Annotated in this window: 18 protein-coding genes; 11 read left to right on the top strand and 7 right to left on the bottom strand. The window is 72.9% G+C overall.

Annotation, left to right across the window (positions count from 1 at the left end; all coding sequences use genetic code 11):
- Nucleotides 1-52 precede the first annotated feature (52 nt).
- The 6 genes from ACNJ93_RS14525 to ACNJ93_RS14500 all read left to right on the top strand — a co-directional run bounded on the left by ACNJ93_RS14525 (nt 53) and on the right by ACNJ93_RS14500 (nt 5,123).
- A complete protein-coding gene (locus ACNJ93_RS14525; protein WP_418957837.1) occupies nt 53-784 on the top strand; it encodes a hypothetical protein in 732 nt (243 codons plus the stop codon).
- A 17-nt stretch (nt 785-801) separates the two neighbouring features.
- Nucleotides 802-1,728 carry a hypothetical protein gene (locus ACNJ93_RS14520; protein WP_418957836.1) on the top strand — a complete coding sequence of 309 codons (927 nt, stop codon included), beginning with the start codon at nt 802-804 and terminating at the stop codon, nt 1,726-1,728.
- On the top strand, nt 1,725-2,795 hold the full coding sequence (locus ACNJ93_RS14515; protein WP_418957835.1) for a hypothetical protein: 1,071 nt from the start codon (nt 1,725-1,727) through the stop codon (nt 2,793-2,795). Before ACNJ93_RS14520 ends, ACNJ93_RS14515 begins: the two co-directional genes overlap by 4 nt.
- Before the next feature lie 265 nt (nt 2,796-3,060).
- On the top strand, nt 3,061-3,633 hold the full coding sequence (locus tag ACNJ93_RS14510) for an FABP family protein (RefSeq protein ID WP_418957834.1): 573 nt from the start codon (nt 3,061-3,063) through the stop codon (nt 3,631-3,633).
- Nucleotides 3,634-3,676: 43 nt separating this feature from the next.
- Nucleotides 3,677-4,144 (top strand): Fur family transcriptional regulator, encoded by a 468-nt coding sequence (locus ACNJ93_RS14505; RefSeq protein ID WP_418957833.1) that lies wholly within the window; start codon nt 3,677-3,679, stop codon nt 4,142-4,144.
- Between the two features lie 10 nt (nt 4,145-4,154).
- A complete protein-coding gene (locus tag ACNJ93_RS14500; protein WP_418957832.1) occupies nt 4,155-5,123 on the top strand; it encodes a YgfZ/GcvT domain-containing protein in 969 nt (322 codons plus the stop codon).
- Between the two features lie 107 nt (nt 5,124-5,230).
- Here ACNJ93_RS14500 and dtd read toward each other — a convergent pair whose 3' ends face one another.
- On the bottom strand, nt 5,231-5,656 hold the full coding sequence (gene dtd, locus ACNJ93_RS14495) for a D-aminoacyl-tRNA deacylase (protein WP_418957831.1): 426 nt from the start codon (nt 5,654-5,656) through the stop codon (nt 5,231-5,233).
- A gap of 117 nt (nt 5,657-5,773) precedes the next feature.
- Here dtd and ACNJ93_RS14490 point away from each other — a divergent pair, with 117 nt between their 5' ends.
- Nucleotides 5,774-6,370: an ABC transporter substrate-binding protein gene (locus ACNJ93_RS14490; protein WP_418957830.1), complete on the top strand. Its 597-nt coding sequence runs from the start codon at nt 5,774-5,776 to the stop codon at nt 6,368-6,370.
- Between the two features lie 61 nt (nt 6,371-6,431).
- Here ACNJ93_RS14490 and ACNJ93_RS14485 read toward each other — a convergent pair whose 3' ends face one another.
- Both ACNJ93_RS14485 and ACNJ93_RS14480 read right to left on the bottom strand, forming a co-directional pair.
- Nucleotides 6,432-7,175, bottom strand: coding sequence for an ABC transporter permease (locus tag ACNJ93_RS14485; RefSeq protein ID WP_418957829.1), 744 nt, complete (start codon nt 7,173-7,175; stop codon nt 6,432-6,434).
- Complete coding sequence (locus tag ACNJ93_RS14480) at nt 7,168-8,106, bottom strand: ATP-binding cassette domain-containing protein (protein WP_418957828.1); 939 nt, start codon at nt 8,104-8,106, stop codon at nt 7,168-7,170. Before ACNJ93_RS14480 ends, ACNJ93_RS14485 begins: the two co-directional genes overlap by 8 nt.
- A 117-nt stretch (nt 8,107-8,223) precedes the next feature.
- Between ACNJ93_RS14480 and ACNJ93_RS14475 the strand changes: the two genes are divergently transcribed.
- The gene (locus ACNJ93_RS14475) at nt 8,224-9,120 is read left to right on the top strand and encodes a TetR/AcrR family transcriptional regulator (protein ID WP_418957827.1); all 897 of its coding nucleotides are present in this window, start codon (nt 8,224-8,226) and stop codon (nt 9,118-9,120) included.
- Nucleotides 9,121-9,180: 60 nt separating this feature from the next.
- Here the strand turns inward: ACNJ93_RS14475 and ACNJ93_RS14470 are convergent, their stop codons facing one another.
- From ACNJ93_RS14470 to ACNJ93_RS14460, 3 genes are all read right to left on the bottom strand, one after another.
- Nucleotides 9,181-10,677: an MFS transporter gene (locus tag ACNJ93_RS14470; protein ID WP_418957826.1), complete on the bottom strand. Its 1,497-nt coding sequence runs from the start codon at nt 10,675-10,677 to the stop codon at nt 9,181-9,183.
- An 80-nt stretch (nt 10,678-10,757) separates the two neighbouring features.
- Nucleotides 10,758-11,243: a MarR family winged helix-turn-helix transcriptional regulator gene (locus tag ACNJ93_RS14465; RefSeq protein WP_418957825.1), complete on the bottom strand. Its 486-nt coding sequence runs from the start codon at nt 11,241-11,243 to the stop codon at nt 10,758-10,760.
- A 36-nt stretch (nt 11,244-11,279) separates the two neighbouring features.
- On the bottom strand, nt 11,280-11,765 hold the full coding sequence (locus tag ACNJ93_RS14460) for a DUF6228 family protein (RefSeq protein WP_418957824.1): 486 nt from the start codon (nt 11,763-11,765) through the stop codon (nt 11,280-11,282).
- Nucleotides 11,766-11,882: 117 nt separating this feature from the next.
- Here ACNJ93_RS14460 and ACNJ93_RS14455 point away from each other — a divergent pair, with 117 nt between their 5' ends.
- The 3 genes from ACNJ93_RS14455 (at nt 11,883) to ACNJ93_RS14445 (ending at nt 13,371) form a co-directional block, all read left to right on the top strand.
- On the top strand, nt 11,883-12,290 hold the full coding sequence (locus ACNJ93_RS14455; RefSeq protein WP_418957823.1) for a helix-turn-helix domain-containing protein: 408 nt from the start codon (nt 11,883-11,885) through the stop codon (nt 12,288-12,290).
- Between the two features lie 32 nt (nt 12,291-12,322).
- Nucleotides 12,323-12,898, top strand: a complete 576-nt coding sequence (locus ACNJ93_RS14450) for a hypothetical protein (protein WP_418957822.1) — start codon at nt 12,323-12,325, stop codon at nt 12,896-12,898.
- A 119-nt stretch (nt 12,899-13,017) separates the two neighbouring features.
- Nucleotides 13,018-13,371, top strand: coding sequence for a DUF2516 family protein (locus ACNJ93_RS14445; RefSeq protein WP_418957821.1), 354 nt, complete (start codon nt 13,018-13,020; stop codon nt 13,369-13,371).
- 69 nt (nt 13,372-13,440) lie between these two features.
- Here the strand turns inward: ACNJ93_RS14445 and ACNJ93_RS14440 are convergent, their stop codons facing one another.
- A complete protein-coding gene (locus ACNJ93_RS14440; protein ID WP_418957820.1) occupies nt 13,441-14,673 on the bottom strand; it encodes a PP2C family protein-serine/threonine phosphatase in 1,233 nt (410 codons plus the stop codon).
- Nucleotides 14,674-14,868: the final 195 nt, after the last annotated feature.

The raw sequence follows: 14,868 nt of genomic DNA, 5'->3' as shown, positions 1-14,868 counted from the left end.
ACTTGTGCGCGGGTTACGGAACCTGCCATTCAGGTCCTGTGGGGGGACTCTTTTGGACAGCACTGAACGGAGACGCGGCAGAACCGCGCTCATCGTCGCCCTCGCCGCCGTCCTCGGCGTCGCCGGCGGCACGGCCGTCGGGTACGGCATCCAGGCGCAGCGCGAACCGACGGCGCTGCCCGCCCTGAACCAGGTCGACTTCCGGCTGCCCGCGCGGCTCCCGCGGACGCAGAAGGTCACGCCCCTGAGCGCCTCCGAGGACCGCAGGGTCCGCACCGACGGCGACCTGCGCAAGCTGCTGCTGCCGAAGCCGGCCGGCGCGAAGAGCGCGGGGTTCGGGTTCGGGGACGGGTGGATGTCGGTCCGCGAGTACGCCTCGAACTTCGACCAGCCGGACAGCGCGCTCTCGTACCAGCTGGAGCTCGGCGTCCGGCGCGTGGCCGCCACGTCGTGGCGGGTGGGCAAGTACCGCACCACCGAGATCCGCCTGGTGCAGTACCGGTCCACCACGGTCAACGGCGCGCGCGAGCACATCGACGACCAGCAGGGCTACATGCCCGGCGAGGACATGGCCCGCAGCGAGGGCGAACCGCTCTCCGGCTCCGCCGACGGGCGCTACTACCTCTTCCCCGTCGAGAAGGAGCCCGGATACCTGGACCTCTACGAGGCCCGGGCCTACGCCCACCGCGGCGACATCGCGATCGAGATCTTCGTCCACGACACCAAGAAGATCTCCGCGAAGGACATCAAGTCGTTGGCCGAGCGGCAGTTGGGGCGTCTGTGAACGAGGACCGGAACACCATGACCGACACCCCGTGGGACGCTCCGCAGCCGGCCGCCGGGACCGAGGACCCGAGCGCGCAGTCCGCCGGGGCCGAAGCGATGTCCGCACAGCCCGCTGGCGCCGACGACCTGTCCGCGCGAGGCTCCGGGCCTGAGGAGCCGTCCGCGCAGTCCGCCGGACGCGGGCGACGGCGGCTGCTGACCGTCGTGCTGCCCGCCGCCGTCGTGGTCCTCGCGCTCGCCGGCGCGGCCGTGTTCACGGGCGTCACCGTCTCGCGCGCCGACCGCTCCGCGCCCACCGACGTGTGGGCGGAGACCGCGGCGGACGGCACCGCCGAGGACCCGGCCGCCGACCGGGCGCGCCGGGGCCGCGCCGACACCCCGCTCAGCAAGCTGCTGCTGCCCGTGCCGGACGGCTACACCCTCGGCCCGGACGAGGAGCTGTACGGCAACGACGGCGAGCTCGGCCCGAAGGAGGCCGTGGCGCTGCTGAAGCGGGAGGGCAAGGGCCTGGCCGGCAAGAAGCGCCGCGACTACGAGAAGCGGGTCGAGCGCCTGGGCGTCCAGGGCTTCGCCGTCCGCTCCTTCGCGCGGATGCCCGCGGGCGACCTGCTGGTGAGCGTGCAGGTCGTCCGCATGAAGGACAAGCGCCAGATCCGTGGCGTCTACGAGCTGAAGAACGAGCTGGCCTCGCTGCTGAAGTTCCCCAAGGGCCCGAAGATCGGCGGCCACAAGAACTCCGCCTGCTTCCTGATGCCGGAGGTCGAGGGTCTCGAGGCGGAGGAGAAGAAGCACGCGCTCGGCGGCATGATCTGCTCCGCGTACGACTCCGACGTCCTCGTCTCGGTCAGCGCCACGGGCGCGAAGCCGTTCGACAAGAGCGAGGTGGCCGAGCTGGTGAAGAAGCAGCTCGACCACATCAAGTCCCCGGGGGAGTACGTATGACCGAGCAGCAGACGGACACGGCGACGCCGGAGGCGCCGCAGGCGCCGGAGGCCGCGGAGACCACGGATGCCCAGGCGGCGCCGGAGGCGCCGGAGGCAGCTGAGGCCCTTGTGGCGGCAAGGGTCCCGGAGGCCGCGGCGGCAGCTGAGGCTCCGGGGGCGGTAGAGGTCCCGGAGGCCGCGGAGGCCCCGGCGGCGGCAGAGGTCCCGGAGGCCGCGGCAGCAACCGAGACCGCGGCGGTCCCCGACGCCCCCCAGCCCACCGACCTCCCCACCGCGCCGCTCACCGACCTCCCCACCGCACCTCCCACCCCACCCCGTCGCACCCTCCGGGCCGTCCTGCGCTGGACCGCGGCCGTGGTGGTCTTCGCCGGGCTCGGTACGGGGACGGCGCTGGGCATCACGGCCATGGAGCGGACCGACGTCCCGGGGCTCGCCACCGAGAACGACGGGCGCTGGGCGTACCCGAAGCTCAGCCCACCGGCCCTGCCGGCCGGCGCCCCGCGCCCGTTCACGGAGGGCAACGACGGCGAGGTCCACCACGCCGACCTGCGCAAGCTGCTGCTCCCCGCGCCCGCCGGCGCGAAGCAGGACCCGAAGCTGAACGGCGGCTGGGCCGAGACGGAGCAGTACCTGGCGATGTACCCGAAGGAGTCGGCCACGAAGCTGCGGCAGGCGATCGCCGAGTCCGCCCTGCGGCACGTCGCCTCCCGTGGCTGGACCGCGCCGGACGGCACCGTCGCCCGGATCCACCTGCTGCGCTTCAACTCGGTGGCCTTCGCGGAGGAGTACAAGGACGACGCGCTCCAGGTGGGCAGCCCGGAGGAGATCCTGCCCGTCGGGGTCGAGGAGGGGCACAAGGCCGACGCGGACACGGGCGAGATCAGCGTGCCGTTCCTCTCGGTCTACGCCTACGACGAGACCGAGCCGTTCGGCGCCGAGCAGACCCGCTGGGCGTACGTCCAGGCCGGCGACACGCTCGGCGTGATCACGCTGTCCCGGAAGGGCGGCGTGCCGGTGGTGCCGTTCCAGCAGACGGTGGCGCTGCAGACGCAGCTGCTCGGGTAGCGGGGTGGCCCGGCAGGCCGGGGCACGGTGGCCGGATAGCCCGGTAGACCCACCTCACAGAACGGGCCGGGGCCCAGCCCACTAAGCTGGGGTCCGGCCCGTTCCGCCTTCACCGCTCACAAGGAGCACTCAGTGATCATCTTCTTCGAGACCCTGCTCGTGGTGGTCTGCGTCGCCACGCTCGCGTTCGCCGGCCTCGCCGTGAAGAAGCTGTACCAGGGCCAGCGCTGAGACCGCACCACCAGAGAACCGCGAGAGCAGCCTCATGATCGAGATCCCGTCCGACCTGAACCCGGAACTCGTCCCCCTGGCGTTCCTCCTCGGCACGTGGGAGGGCGCGGGCGTGTCCGACTTCCCGGGTGCGGAGAAGTGCAACTTCGGCCAGTCGGTGACGTTCAGCCACGACGGCCGGGACTTCATCGAGTACCGGTCGCACTCCTGGGTCCTCGACGGCGAGGGCAACAAGGTCCGCCCGCTGGAGAGCGAGAGCGGCTACTGGCGCGTCGACAAGGACCGCAAGGTCGAGGTCGTGATGGTCCGCGACCAGGGCGTCGTCGAGATCTGGTACGGCGAGCTCGCCGACAAGAAGCCCCAGATCGACCTGGCCACCGACGCGGTCGCGCGCATCCAGGGCTCGGCCGCGTACAGCGGCGGCAAGCGGCTCTACGGCTACGTCAAGGGCGACCTGATGTGGGTCGGCGAGAAGGCCACCCCCGAGGTGGAACTGCGCCCCTACATGTCGGCGCACCTGAAGAAGGTCGTCACCCCCGAGGAGGTCGCCGAGATGGCCCGCAACCTCCCCGACATGCCCGACGACGGCATCGCCTTCTTCCGCTAGGAACGCCCGCGGTGCTTCCGCCACGCCCTCCTACACTGGGGGCGTGGTGAGCACCGACTGGAAGAGCGATCTGCGGCAGCGCGGCTACCGGCTCACGCCCCAGCGCCAGCTGGTGCTGGAGGCCGTGGACGCGCTCGAGCACGCGACGCCCGACGACATTCTCGTCGAGGTGCGCAAGACGGCCTCGGGCGTGAACATCTCGACCGTGTACCGGACCCTGGAGCTCCTGGAGGAGCTGGGCCTGGTGAGTCACGCGCATCTGGGCCACGGCGCGCCGACGTACCACCTCGCCGACCGGCATCACCATCTGCACCTGGTCTGCCGGGACTGTTCCGGGGTGATCGAGGCGGACGTGGAGGTGGCCGCCGAGTTCACCGGGAAGCTGAAGGAGACCTTCGGCTTCGAGACGGACATGAAGCACTTCGCGATCTTCGGCCGCTGCGAGGACTGCGCGGCGAAGATCGCCGAGAAGGCGGGGAGCGCCGGGGAGGACGCGGCCGCCGGGTCGTAGGCTTTTTCCCATGAAGAGCCCTCTGCTGTCCCTGCCCGGTGCCGTCCCGGCCGAAGGACGTGACGAAGGCGTCGCCGCGCACTACGGCGAACTGTTCCGCGAGCAGCGCGCCCTCGCCGACGGCCACGGTTTCGTCGACCTGTCGCACCGCGGCGTGATCACCGTCTCCGGCGACGACCGGCTGAGCTGGCTGCACCTGCTGCTCACCCAGCACGTCAGCGACCTGCCCGCCGGCCAGGCGACCGAGGCCCTGATCCTGTCCGCGAACGGGCACATCGAGCACGCGCTCTCCCTCGTCGACGACGGCGAGACGGTGTGGGCGCACGTCGAGCCGGGCACGCAGGGCGAGCTGCTCGCGTACCTGGAGTCGATGAAGTTCTTCTACCGGGTCGAGGTCGCCGACCGCAGCGACGACTACGCCGTGGTCCACCTGCCGGCCGGTTCGATCGCCCCGGTGCCCGAGGGCGCGGTGGTACGGGAGACCGCGTACGGCCGCGACCTGTTCCTGCCCCGTGCCGAGCTGGAGTCCTTCGCGGCCTCGCACGGCCCGGCCGCTGGCATCCTCGCGTACGAGGCGCTGCGCATCGAGGCGCACCGGCCGCGGCTCGGCGCGGAGACCGACCACCGGACGATCCCGCACGAGGTCGGCCTCATCGGCACCGCCGTCCACCTGCAGAAGGGCTGCTACCGCGGTCAGGAGACGGTCGCCCGGGTGCAGAACCTGGGCAAGCCGCCGCGCCGGCTGGTCTTCCTGCACCTGGACGGCAGCGAGGTCTCGCTGCCGGGCCACGGCGCGCCGGTGCGGCTGGCCTCGGACGGGCCGGAGGGCCGTCAGCTCGGCTTCGTGACCAGTTCGGGGCGGCACCACGAACTGGGCCCGATCGCGCTCGCGCTCGTGAAGCGGAACGTGCCGGTGGACGTGCCGCTGCTGGTCGGCGAGAAGACGGCCGCGACGCAGGAGGTCGTGGTCGAGCCGTAGGCCCGGGCCCGTCCGGCGGCTCGGGGGCCGGGTCCGGGTCGGGGCCGGGTCCGGGTCGTACCCCGGCCCCAGGCGTGGGCCCCGGCCTCCACGCGCGTTACCCGGCCTCAGATCTCCAGGAGCACCGTGAACGGGCCCTGGTTCGTGAGCGAGACCCGCATGCTCGCCCCGAACCGGCCCGTCTCCACGCGCGCCCCGAGGGCCCGCAGCTGGGCGACGACCTCGTCGACGAGGGGCTCGGCGACGGGGCCGGGGGCGGCCGCGTTCCAGGTGGGGCGGCGGCCCTTGCGGGCGTCCCCGTAGAGGGTGAACTGCGAAATCACCAGCAAGGGCGCATTCACGTCCGAACAGGACTTCTCCCCTTCGAGCATCCGTACGCTCCACAGCTTTCTGGCCAGCTGCGCGGCCTTCTCCGGCGTGTCGTCGTGGGTGACTCCCACCAGGACGCACAGCCCCTCGCCGACGATCTCTCCGACGGTCTCTCCTGCGACGACGACGCTCGCGCCGTCCACCCTCTGCACCACTGCACGCATACAGACCAACCTATCTGGGGCCGAACGGGTGCAGAGCGCCTGCACGTGCACATGCAGGAGTGGCACCATGCCTCTCAGGCGGTGCGCTGCGCACCGGACGAGGGATGGGGTCTTGACATGAGTGCACCTGGCGCCGGGCAGACGCCGGCGGGCATCCGTCCGGCGGGCGGCGGCACGGCGGTGCGGCCGCCGATGCAGCGGTCCGGCGAGCCGGGCCCGGCCGCCGCCCGGCCCGACCTGGCGACCCTGCGGCTGCCGGAGCTGCGCGCGCTGCGCCGCGACGCGCAGGGCGACGAGGCGGACCTGAGCTACGTACGCCGGATGCTGCAGGGCCGGATCGACATCCTGCGGGCCGAGCTGGCGCGCCGGGCCGATCCCGGGGCCCCGGCGGTAGACCGGTTGTCGGAGCTCTCGGAGATCCTCGCGGACGCCCCCTCGCAGCTGCGCACCTCGGCGCGGCACGTGACGCTGTCGACGCCGCGGGGCGAGGAGTACCGGCGGCTGGCGGCCGAGATGCTGTCCGAGGTGGAGCTGTCGGACCTGAGCGCCCGGACGGACGACGAGCTGCACACGGCGATGGGCCGGCTCGCCGGGTACGAGCAGCAGGTCTCGCGGCGGCGGCAGCAGCTGCAGCGGACGGCGGACGACTGCAGCGCGGAGATCGCCCGCCGGTACCGCGAGGGCGAGGCGCAGGTCGACGACCTGCTGGCCTGACTCCCGCCCGTACCTGCGGGCCGGACCGCCGGCTCGGCCGTACGAGACGCCCCGTACGGGTTCAGCGCGTCCGGCGGGCGAACAGCGTGCCGGACGCGGCGACGGACACCGCCAGGATGCCCGCGCACCAGGCCAGCGCGATCCACGGCGTGGAGCCCACCGGCCGGCCGAGCAGCAGCCCGCGCAGCGCCTCGATGAGCGTGGTGACCGGCTGGTGCTCGGCGAAGCCGTGCAGCCAGGACGGCATGGTCCCGATCGGCACGAACGCGCTGCTCGGGTACGGCAGGAACATCATGAAGAAGGTGAAGCCGCCGGCCGCCTCGGGTGTCCGGGCGAGCAGTCCGGCCGCGGCCGAGAGCCAGGAGATCGCCGCGATGTAGGCGACGAGCAGGCCCACCGCGGCGAGCCACCCGGCCGGTCCGGCCTGCGGCCGGAAGCCGATGAGGAACGCGACGCCGAGGACGAGCGTCGTGGCGACGAGGTTGCGGACGAGGCTCGCGCCCACGTGGCCGGCGAGCATCGACGCGCCGCCGAGGTCGAGGGACCGGAACCGGTCGACCAGGCCGCCCTTCATGTCGTCGCTGACGGTGACGGCGGTGCCGGCCGCGCCGAAGCCGGCGCACAGGACGAGGACGCCGGGGACGACGTACGTCACGTACTGCGTGCCGGTCTCGATGGCGCCGCCGAAGAAGTAGACGAAGATCAGCATCAGCATGACCGGCAGCAGCAGCGACGTGATGATCGCGTCGGGGTTGCGGCGGCTGATCCGCAGGCTGCGGGCGGTCAGGACGAGCGCGTCAGACATGGAGGGGCTCCTTCTGTGTGAGCGCCAGGAAGACGTCGTCGAGGGTCGCGGTGTGCAGGGCGAAGCGGGCGATGCCGGTGCGGTCCGGGTCGAGGGCGTCGAGCCGGGCGCGGACGTCGGCGGCGGTGCCGTCGGTGGGCACGCCGAGGGTGAGGGTCTCGGGGGAGCGGTGGACGGCCCGGCCGGCGAGGCGGCGGAGGGTGCGCTCGTAGGCGGCGGCGTCGGTGAGGACGAGGTCGAGGCGGTGGCCGGCGACGCGTTCCTTGAGCTGCGGGGCGGTGCCCTCGGCGACGAGGCGGCCGGCGTCCAGGACGGCGATGCGGTCGGCGAGCTGGTCGGCCTCCTCAAGGTACTGGGTGGTGAGGAAGACGGTGGTGCCGTCGTCGGCGAGGTCCCGGACGACCTGCCAGAGCTCCTGGCGGCTGCGCGGGTCGAGGCCGGTGGTGGGCTCGTCCAGGAAGACCACCTCGGCGGGGCGGACCAGGCCCGCGGCGAGGTCCAGGCGGCGGCGCATGCCGCCGGACCAGCCGCGTACGGGGCGGCGGGCGGCGGCGGTGAGCGCGAAGCGCTCCAGGAGTTCGGCGGCGCGGCGGTGGGCGGCGGCGCGGGGCAGGCCGGAGAGCCGGCCCATCATGCGGAGGTTCTCCTCGCCGGTCTGGAGTTCGTCGACGGCGGCGAACTGTCCGGTGAGGCTGATGGCGTGGCGGACGGCGCGGCGCTCGGTGCGCACGTCGTGGCCGGCGACGCGGGCTCGGCCGGCGTCGGCGTCGGTGAGGGTGGCGAGGATCCGGACGGTGGTGGTCTTTCCGGCGCCGTTGGGCCCGAGCAGGGAGAAGACGGTTCCCCGGGCGACGGTGAGATCGAGCGAGTCGAGGACCTGGACCTCGCGGTAGGCCTTGCGCAGGCCGGTGGCCTCGATGGCGGGTGGCATGGGCGTCCCTCCCAGGGGCGGTCGCGGAGTACTGCGTAGGGCATACGCACTACTGCGTAAGGGTTACGCATTACTAGGATGGACGTCAAGGAGCAGGGGCGAGGAGGCGGGCGCGGCATGACGGACGGCGGCGGCAAGGGCGACGGCGGCCGTACGGGCGAGGGCGGCCGTACGGGGAAGAGTGGCCGTCCGGGCGGGAGTGGCCGTACGGGCGAGAGTGGCCGTACGGCGGAGAGCGGCGGTACGGGCGAGGGTGCCGGTGCGGGCGACGGCGGAGCGTTTCTGCCGGCGAGCATCGAGGCGGCCTGGGGACTGCGGGAGCGGCCCTCGAAGGGGCCGAAGCCCGGGCTGACCCTGCACCGCATCGTCGACGCGGCGATGGCACTGGCCTCGGCGGAGGGCCTGGACGCGGTCTCGATGGGCCGGCTCGCGAAGGAGCTCGGCGTCGCGCCGATGTCGCTGTACCGGTACATCGGCGCGAAGAGCGAGCTGTACGTCCTGATGCAGGACGCGGCCACCGGCGAGCCGCCCGAGCTGTTCCCGCCCGGCACGCCCTGGCGCACGGCGCTGGAGCGCTGGGCGTGGGGGATGCGCGAGGTCTACCACCGCAACCTGTGGGTGCTCCGCATCCCCGTCTCGGGCCCGCCCGCGACGCCGAACGCGGTGGCCTGGTGGGAACAGGGCATGCGGGCCCTGGAGGACACCGGCCTCGACGAGGGCACGAAGGTCTCGGTGATCATGCTGCTCGGCGGCTTCGTCCGGAACGAGGCCCAGATCATGGCCGACCTCGCGGCCGTGGTCGCGGCCGGCGGCGACGCCCCGGAGACCACCCTCGCCCGCTACGGCCGGACCCTGCGCCGCCTCGCCGACCCGGCCCGCTTCCCCGCGGTGGCGCGCATGCTCGACGCGGGCGTCCTGGACGGCCCCGACGAGCCCGACTACGAATTCCGCTTCGGCCTGGCCCGCGTCCTCGACGGCATCGCCGTCCTCATCGACGCCCCCGCCCCCCGCTGACACGCCACCGGCCGCTCCCCGTTACGAACAGGGGCGCGGCCGGAGGGGTGTGACGGGGGTTCAGACGCCCGCAGGGGCCGTGGCAGGGGCCTTGGCAGGGGCCTCGGCAGGGGTCTCGGCGGGGGTCTTGGCCGGGGGCTTCAGGATGGTGGCGGTGGCTGCGAGGGCGGTCAGGAGGAGGGCGGCGCCGACGGTGAAGGCGAGGTGGTAGCCGCCGGTGAGGGCCTCCGCGAGCGGCCGGCCGGCCTCGGTGAGGGTCTCGGTGCGGGTGGCGGCGAGGGTGGAGAGGACGGCGATGCCGAGGGCCATGCCGATCTGCTGGGTGGTGTTGAACAGGCCCGAGGCCAGGCCCGCGTCCGCCTCCCGGGCTCCGGACATGCCCAGCGACGTCACGGCCGGCAGGGCGAGGCCGCCGCCCGCGACGAGCAGCATCACGGGCAGGAGGTCCGTGGCGTACGAGGCGTGGACCGGGACGCGGATCAGCAGGGCGAGCGCGCCGAGCAGCAGGACGAGGCCGGCCAGCAGGACGTTGCGCTCGCCGAAGCGGGACATGAGGCGGGCGGAGACGCCCAGGGACACCGCGCCGATCATCACCGCGGCCGGCAGCATCGCGAGGCCGGTCTGCGCGGCGCTGTAGCCGAGGACCTTCTGCAGGTAGAGCGCGACGAGGATCTGGAACGAGAACATCGCGGCGACCATCAGCACCTGGACCAGGTTCGCGCCGGCGACGCTGCGCGAGCGCAGGATCCGCAGCGGCATCAGCGGGTTCGCGGCCTTGGCCTGGCGGACCAGGAAGCCGGCGAGGAGGGCGAGCGCGAGGGCGCCGAGGCCGAGCGTGCGGGCGGAGCCCGCGCCGTACTCCTCGATCTTGACGACCGCGTAGATGCCCGTCATCAGGCCGGAGGTGGCCAGCAGCGCGCCGAGGGCGTCGGCGCCGGCGCGCAGGCCGAGGCCGCGGTCGGAGGGCAGGGCGGGGAGGGCGGCCAGGACGGCGGCGATGCCGATGGGGAGGTTGATGAAGAAGATCCAGTTCCAGGCGAGCGCGTCGGTCAGGAGGCCGCCGAGCACCTGGCCGATCGACGCGCCCGCCGCGCCGGTGAAGCTGAACACCGCGATGGCGCGGGCCCGTTCGCGGGGGTCGGTGAAGAGGGTGATCAGGATGCCGAGGCTCACGGCGGACGCCATCGCGCTGCCCACGCCCTGCAGGAAGCGGGCGGCGATCAGGAGACCGGGGGTCGTGGCGGCGCCCGCGAGCAGCGAGGCGACGGTGAACACGCCCGTGCCGGCGAGGAACATCCGCTTCCTGCCGATCAGGTCGCCGAGCCGTCCCGACAGCAGGAGCAGCGAACCGAAGGCGATCAGGTACGCGTTGACCACCCAGCTCAGCCCGACCGGCGTGAAGCCCAGGTCGCTCTGGATGGCGGGCATCGCGACGGTGACGATGCTGCCGTCGAGGATCGTCATCAGCATGCTCGTGGCGAGCACGCCGAGGGCGAGCCAGCGGGAGGGCGCGGCCGCGGCGGGGGCCGGTGCGGGCGCGAGGGAGGTGGTGGTCATGGCGGTCTCTCCTGTCGTCGGGAGCCAACAGGAGAGACCGTAGCAGATGGTTTTGTTGCAGACTATCTTTTCCGGATCGTTCAGTTCTTCTGGCGTGCCCGCCGGGCCGGCCGCGCGCTCTCGACCGGGGTCTCCAGGTGCCCGCTGACCAGCTGGTTCAGTGCCCGTACGAGCGTCGTCCGCTCCTCCTCGGGCAGGGAGTGGAGGGCGCTCCGGTGCACCTCGTCGACGATGCGCTGGCTCTGCTCGGCCACCTTCGCCCCGGCCTCCGTGACCGCGATGATGCGGGCCCGGCGGTCCGTGCTGGACGGCCGCCGCTCGGCGAGTCCGGCCTGTTCCAGGGTGTCGACGGTGACGACCATCGTCGTCTTGTCCATGTCCCCGATCTCGGCGAGCTGCGCCTGCGTCCGCTCCTCCTCCAGGGCGTGCACGAGCACGCAGTGCATCCGCGGCGTCAGCCCGATCTCCCCCAGCCGCGCCGTCATCTGCGTCCGCAGCACATGGCTGGTGTGATCGAGGAGGAACGACAGGTCGTGTTCGGTACGAGTGGGTGCCATCGCTGTCATGTCCGCCAGGGTAACGACCGATCGATCCGTCGCGGATTATCGAGCAACAGATTTGTTTGCCCCGCTCGCCAGAAAGTGCCGTACGTCCGCCGCCAGGCCCGCCATCTGCTCCCCGGCCTCCACCCAGGTCGTCACGGACGCGCTCCAGCCGCCCGCCGCCCGCCGCCAGGGGCGCAGAGTCCAGGTCAGCCCGACCAGCCCGCCGGACCGGAACACCGAGACGGCCAGATCCCCGTCGTCCGTCTCCCAGCTCCGCTCGCCGTCCCATCCGCGGTACTCCGCGGCCAGCCGCTCCAGGAACGCCGCGAGCCCGTCGCCGCCCCAGGTCCAGGCCACCACCTCGTCCAGGCGCGCCGCCAGCCCGGGCGCCCGTGCCTCGACGGCGTGGTGCACGGCGTCCCTGCCGGCGTCGCGGGCGTCGCAGAGGCGCACGCCGACGGCCGGGTTGTCGCGGCAGGGGATGGTGACGTGCGGCTGCTCATCGGGCGTTTCGGGCGTGTCGGCGTGGTGAGGCGTGGTCATGGCGGAACGCTAGGGGGGCGGCGTCCGTGCCGTCTTCCGGGTTTCCGGGATGAGGTCTGGGTAACTTCTGCAAGCGGGTGCTTGCAAAAGTTAGCGCGGGTGGGCATCATCGGGGGCATGGCATCGCTCAATGTCGGCAATCTCGGGGAGTACCTGCGCGAGCAGCGGCGCACCGCGCAGCTGTCGTTGCGGCAGCTCGCCGAGGCGGCCGGGGTGTCCAATCCGTACCTGAGCCAGATCGAGCGCGGGCTGCGCAAGCCAAGCGCCGAGGTGCTGCAACAGGTCGCGAAGGCGCTGCGGATCTCCGCCGAGACGCTGTACGTCCGGGCGGGGATCCTCGACGAGACGGAGCGGGACGAGCTGGAGACGCGCGCCGCGATCCTGGCCGACCCGTCGATCAACGAGCGGCAGAAGCAGGTGCTGCTCCAGATCTACGACTCGTTCCGCAAGGAGAACGCCGCCGAGAGCGCCGCCGCGTCCACCGCGGACGCCGGGACCGATGCCGCCGAGCGACCTACGACGTGAGTATGTCGACCACATCCGGGAGGACCACCGTCATGGCCATCATCGAAGAGCTGCGCACCCCTCTCTACTTCGCCGCCGGCACCGCCGACCTCGCCGTCCAGCAGGCCCGCAAGGTGCCCGGTCTCATCGAGCAGCTCGCCGCCGAGGCGCCCGCGCGGATCGAGGCCGTGCGCCGGACGGACCCCAAGGCCGTGCAGGAGAAGGTCGCCGCGCAGGCCAAGGAGGCCCAGGCGGTCGTCCAGGCCAAGGTCGCCGAGGTCGTCGGCAGCCTCGACACCGACCTGAAGAAGCTCGGCGAGACCGCCCAGGACCTCGCCCTGCGCGGGGTCGGCGTGGCCGCCGAGTACGCCGTGAAGGCGCGCGAGAAGTACGAGGAGGTCGCCGCGCACGGCGAGGAGGCCGTCCGCGCCTGGCGCGGCGAGGCCGCCGAGGAGCTCACCGAGATCGCCGTCGTCGTCGAGCCGGAGCCGAAGACCGAGCCCAAGGCCGAGGCGAAGGCGGACACGGAGACCGGGGCCGCGGCGGAGACCAACGGCAAGCCCGCTGCCCGCAAGACCACCACCCGCAAGGCCCCGGCCAAGAAGACCGCCTCCGTCACCGAGAAGTAGGCGCCCGCAGGGGTACGGCGGCAGCGCGCCGGGCACCAACCAGGTGCCCCGCGCGTTGAAGCGGGTACCTTGACGGCGAGGGCCACGAGGCGCATTCCCACTCATGAGGCGGTACGCAGATGTTCGGCACGGGCTTCGATTCCTTCTTCTGGAACTTCGACTCGATCCTCTGGCTGGTCATCAACCTGGTGATGCTCGGCTTCGCCGTGGTCTCGTTCGTCGTCGCCGCCATGGCCCGTGAGGACGCCTACCGCGCGGCGGACAAGCAGACGAAGAAGTTCTGGCTGATCCTGCTCGGCGTCAACCTGCTGCTGAACGTGGTCCTGCCGATGCTCTTCCTGCAGGTCGCCGGCCTGATCGCGGCCATCGTCTTCATGGTCGACGTCCGGCCCGCCCTCCGGCAGGTCTCGGGCGGCGGCCGCCGCGGCTCCAGCAGCGACGGCCCGTACGGCCCCTACAACGGCGGCCGCTGACCCCGGCCCCGCACGTACGACGAAGGGCCCGGACATCACGTCCGGGCCCTTCCTCGTGCACGGACGCGACTACCGTCGCCGGTCCAGCAGCAGCACCGCCACGTCGTCCGTCAGCTCGCCGCCGTTCAGCGCGCGGACCTCCGTGACCGCCGCCTCCAGCAGCTCCTCGCCCCGCAGGCCCTCCGCCAGCTGCCGGTTGATCATGGCGACCATCCCGTCCTGGCCCAGCCGCGGCGAATCCGGGCCCGCCGAGCGGCCCTCGATCAGGCCGTCCGTGTACATCATCAGGCTCCACGAGGCGCCCAGCTCCACCTGCCGGCGCGGCCAGCGCGCCCGCGGCAGCAGCCCGAGCGCCGGGCCGCTGTCCTCGTACGGCAGCAGTTGCGCCGCCCGGCCGTGCCGGGCGATCAGCGGCGAGGGGTGGCCCGCCAGGCACAGGCCGGCCCGCCGCCCGTCGGGCGCGATGTCGACCGTGCAGAGCGTCGCGAAGATCTCGTCGTTCTCCCGCTCGTGCTCCAGGACCTGCTGGAGCGTGGAGAGCAGCTCGTCCCCGCACAGACCCGCGAAGGTCAGCGCGCGCCAGGCGATCCGCAGCTCCACGCCGAGCGCCGCCTCGTCCGGGCCGTGCCCGCAGACGTCGCCGATCATGGCGTGAACCGTGCCGTCGGGGGTGCGGACGGTGTCGTAGAAGTCGCCGCCGAGCAGGGCGCGGGAGCGGCCCGGCCGGTAGCGGGCGGCGAACCGCAGGTCCGAGCCCTCCAGGAGCGGCGTCGGCAGCAGCCCGCGCTCCAGGCGGGCGTTCTCCTGGGCGCGCAGCCGGGACTCGGCCAGCTTCACCTGGGCCGAGTCGGCGCGCTTGCGCTCCACGGCGTAGCGGATGGCCCTGCTGAGCAGCCGGCCGTCGAGCTCCTCGCGGAACAGGTGGTCCTGCGCCCCGACCCGTACCGCCTCGGCGGCCAGCTCGGCGTCCGAGGAGGCCGCGAGGGCCAGGACGGCGTGCCGGGGCGCGAGGCGCAGCACGTGGCGCAGCGGGGCGAGCGGGTCGTCGCCGGCGCCGGGCAGGGCGAGGTCGACGAGGACGCAGTGCACGTCGTCGGTGAGGAGCCGCTCCGCCTCGGTGAGGTTGCGGGCGGTACGGATGCGCAGCCGCGGCCCGGCGCCGTCGAGCAGGTCCGGTACGGCGAACGCGCCTGCCGGGTCGTCCTCGATCACCAGCAGCGTCAGCTCGGCGCCAGTGGCTGTGCCGGCCTCCACGACGGGGGCCGCCGAAGTGGTCCTCTGTCGCGGTACGGGTACGGGCATCGTCCTGGTTTCCTTCCCTCCCCCCGAGGGCACGGCGGGACGCGAACCGCGCCCCACCGACGGGGACCATAGCGGTACTGCGCGGTGGAGCGGAATGGCGATCACGCGGTGAACCTCGAAGGGACCTTGGCATATGCCGCGCATGGGGAGGATGCCGACCGCCGGGCCATGACGAACATCACGCCGCCGGGGCGC

The organism is Streptomyces tritici (assembly GCF_048500665.1).
Classification (GTDB): Bacteria; Actinomycetota; Actinomycetes; order Streptomycetales; family Streptomycetaceae; genus Streptomyces; species Streptomyces tritici.
The sequence above is the reverse complement of the archived record's forward strand: the minus strand, read 5'-3'. Positions and strand labels throughout refer to the sequence as shown.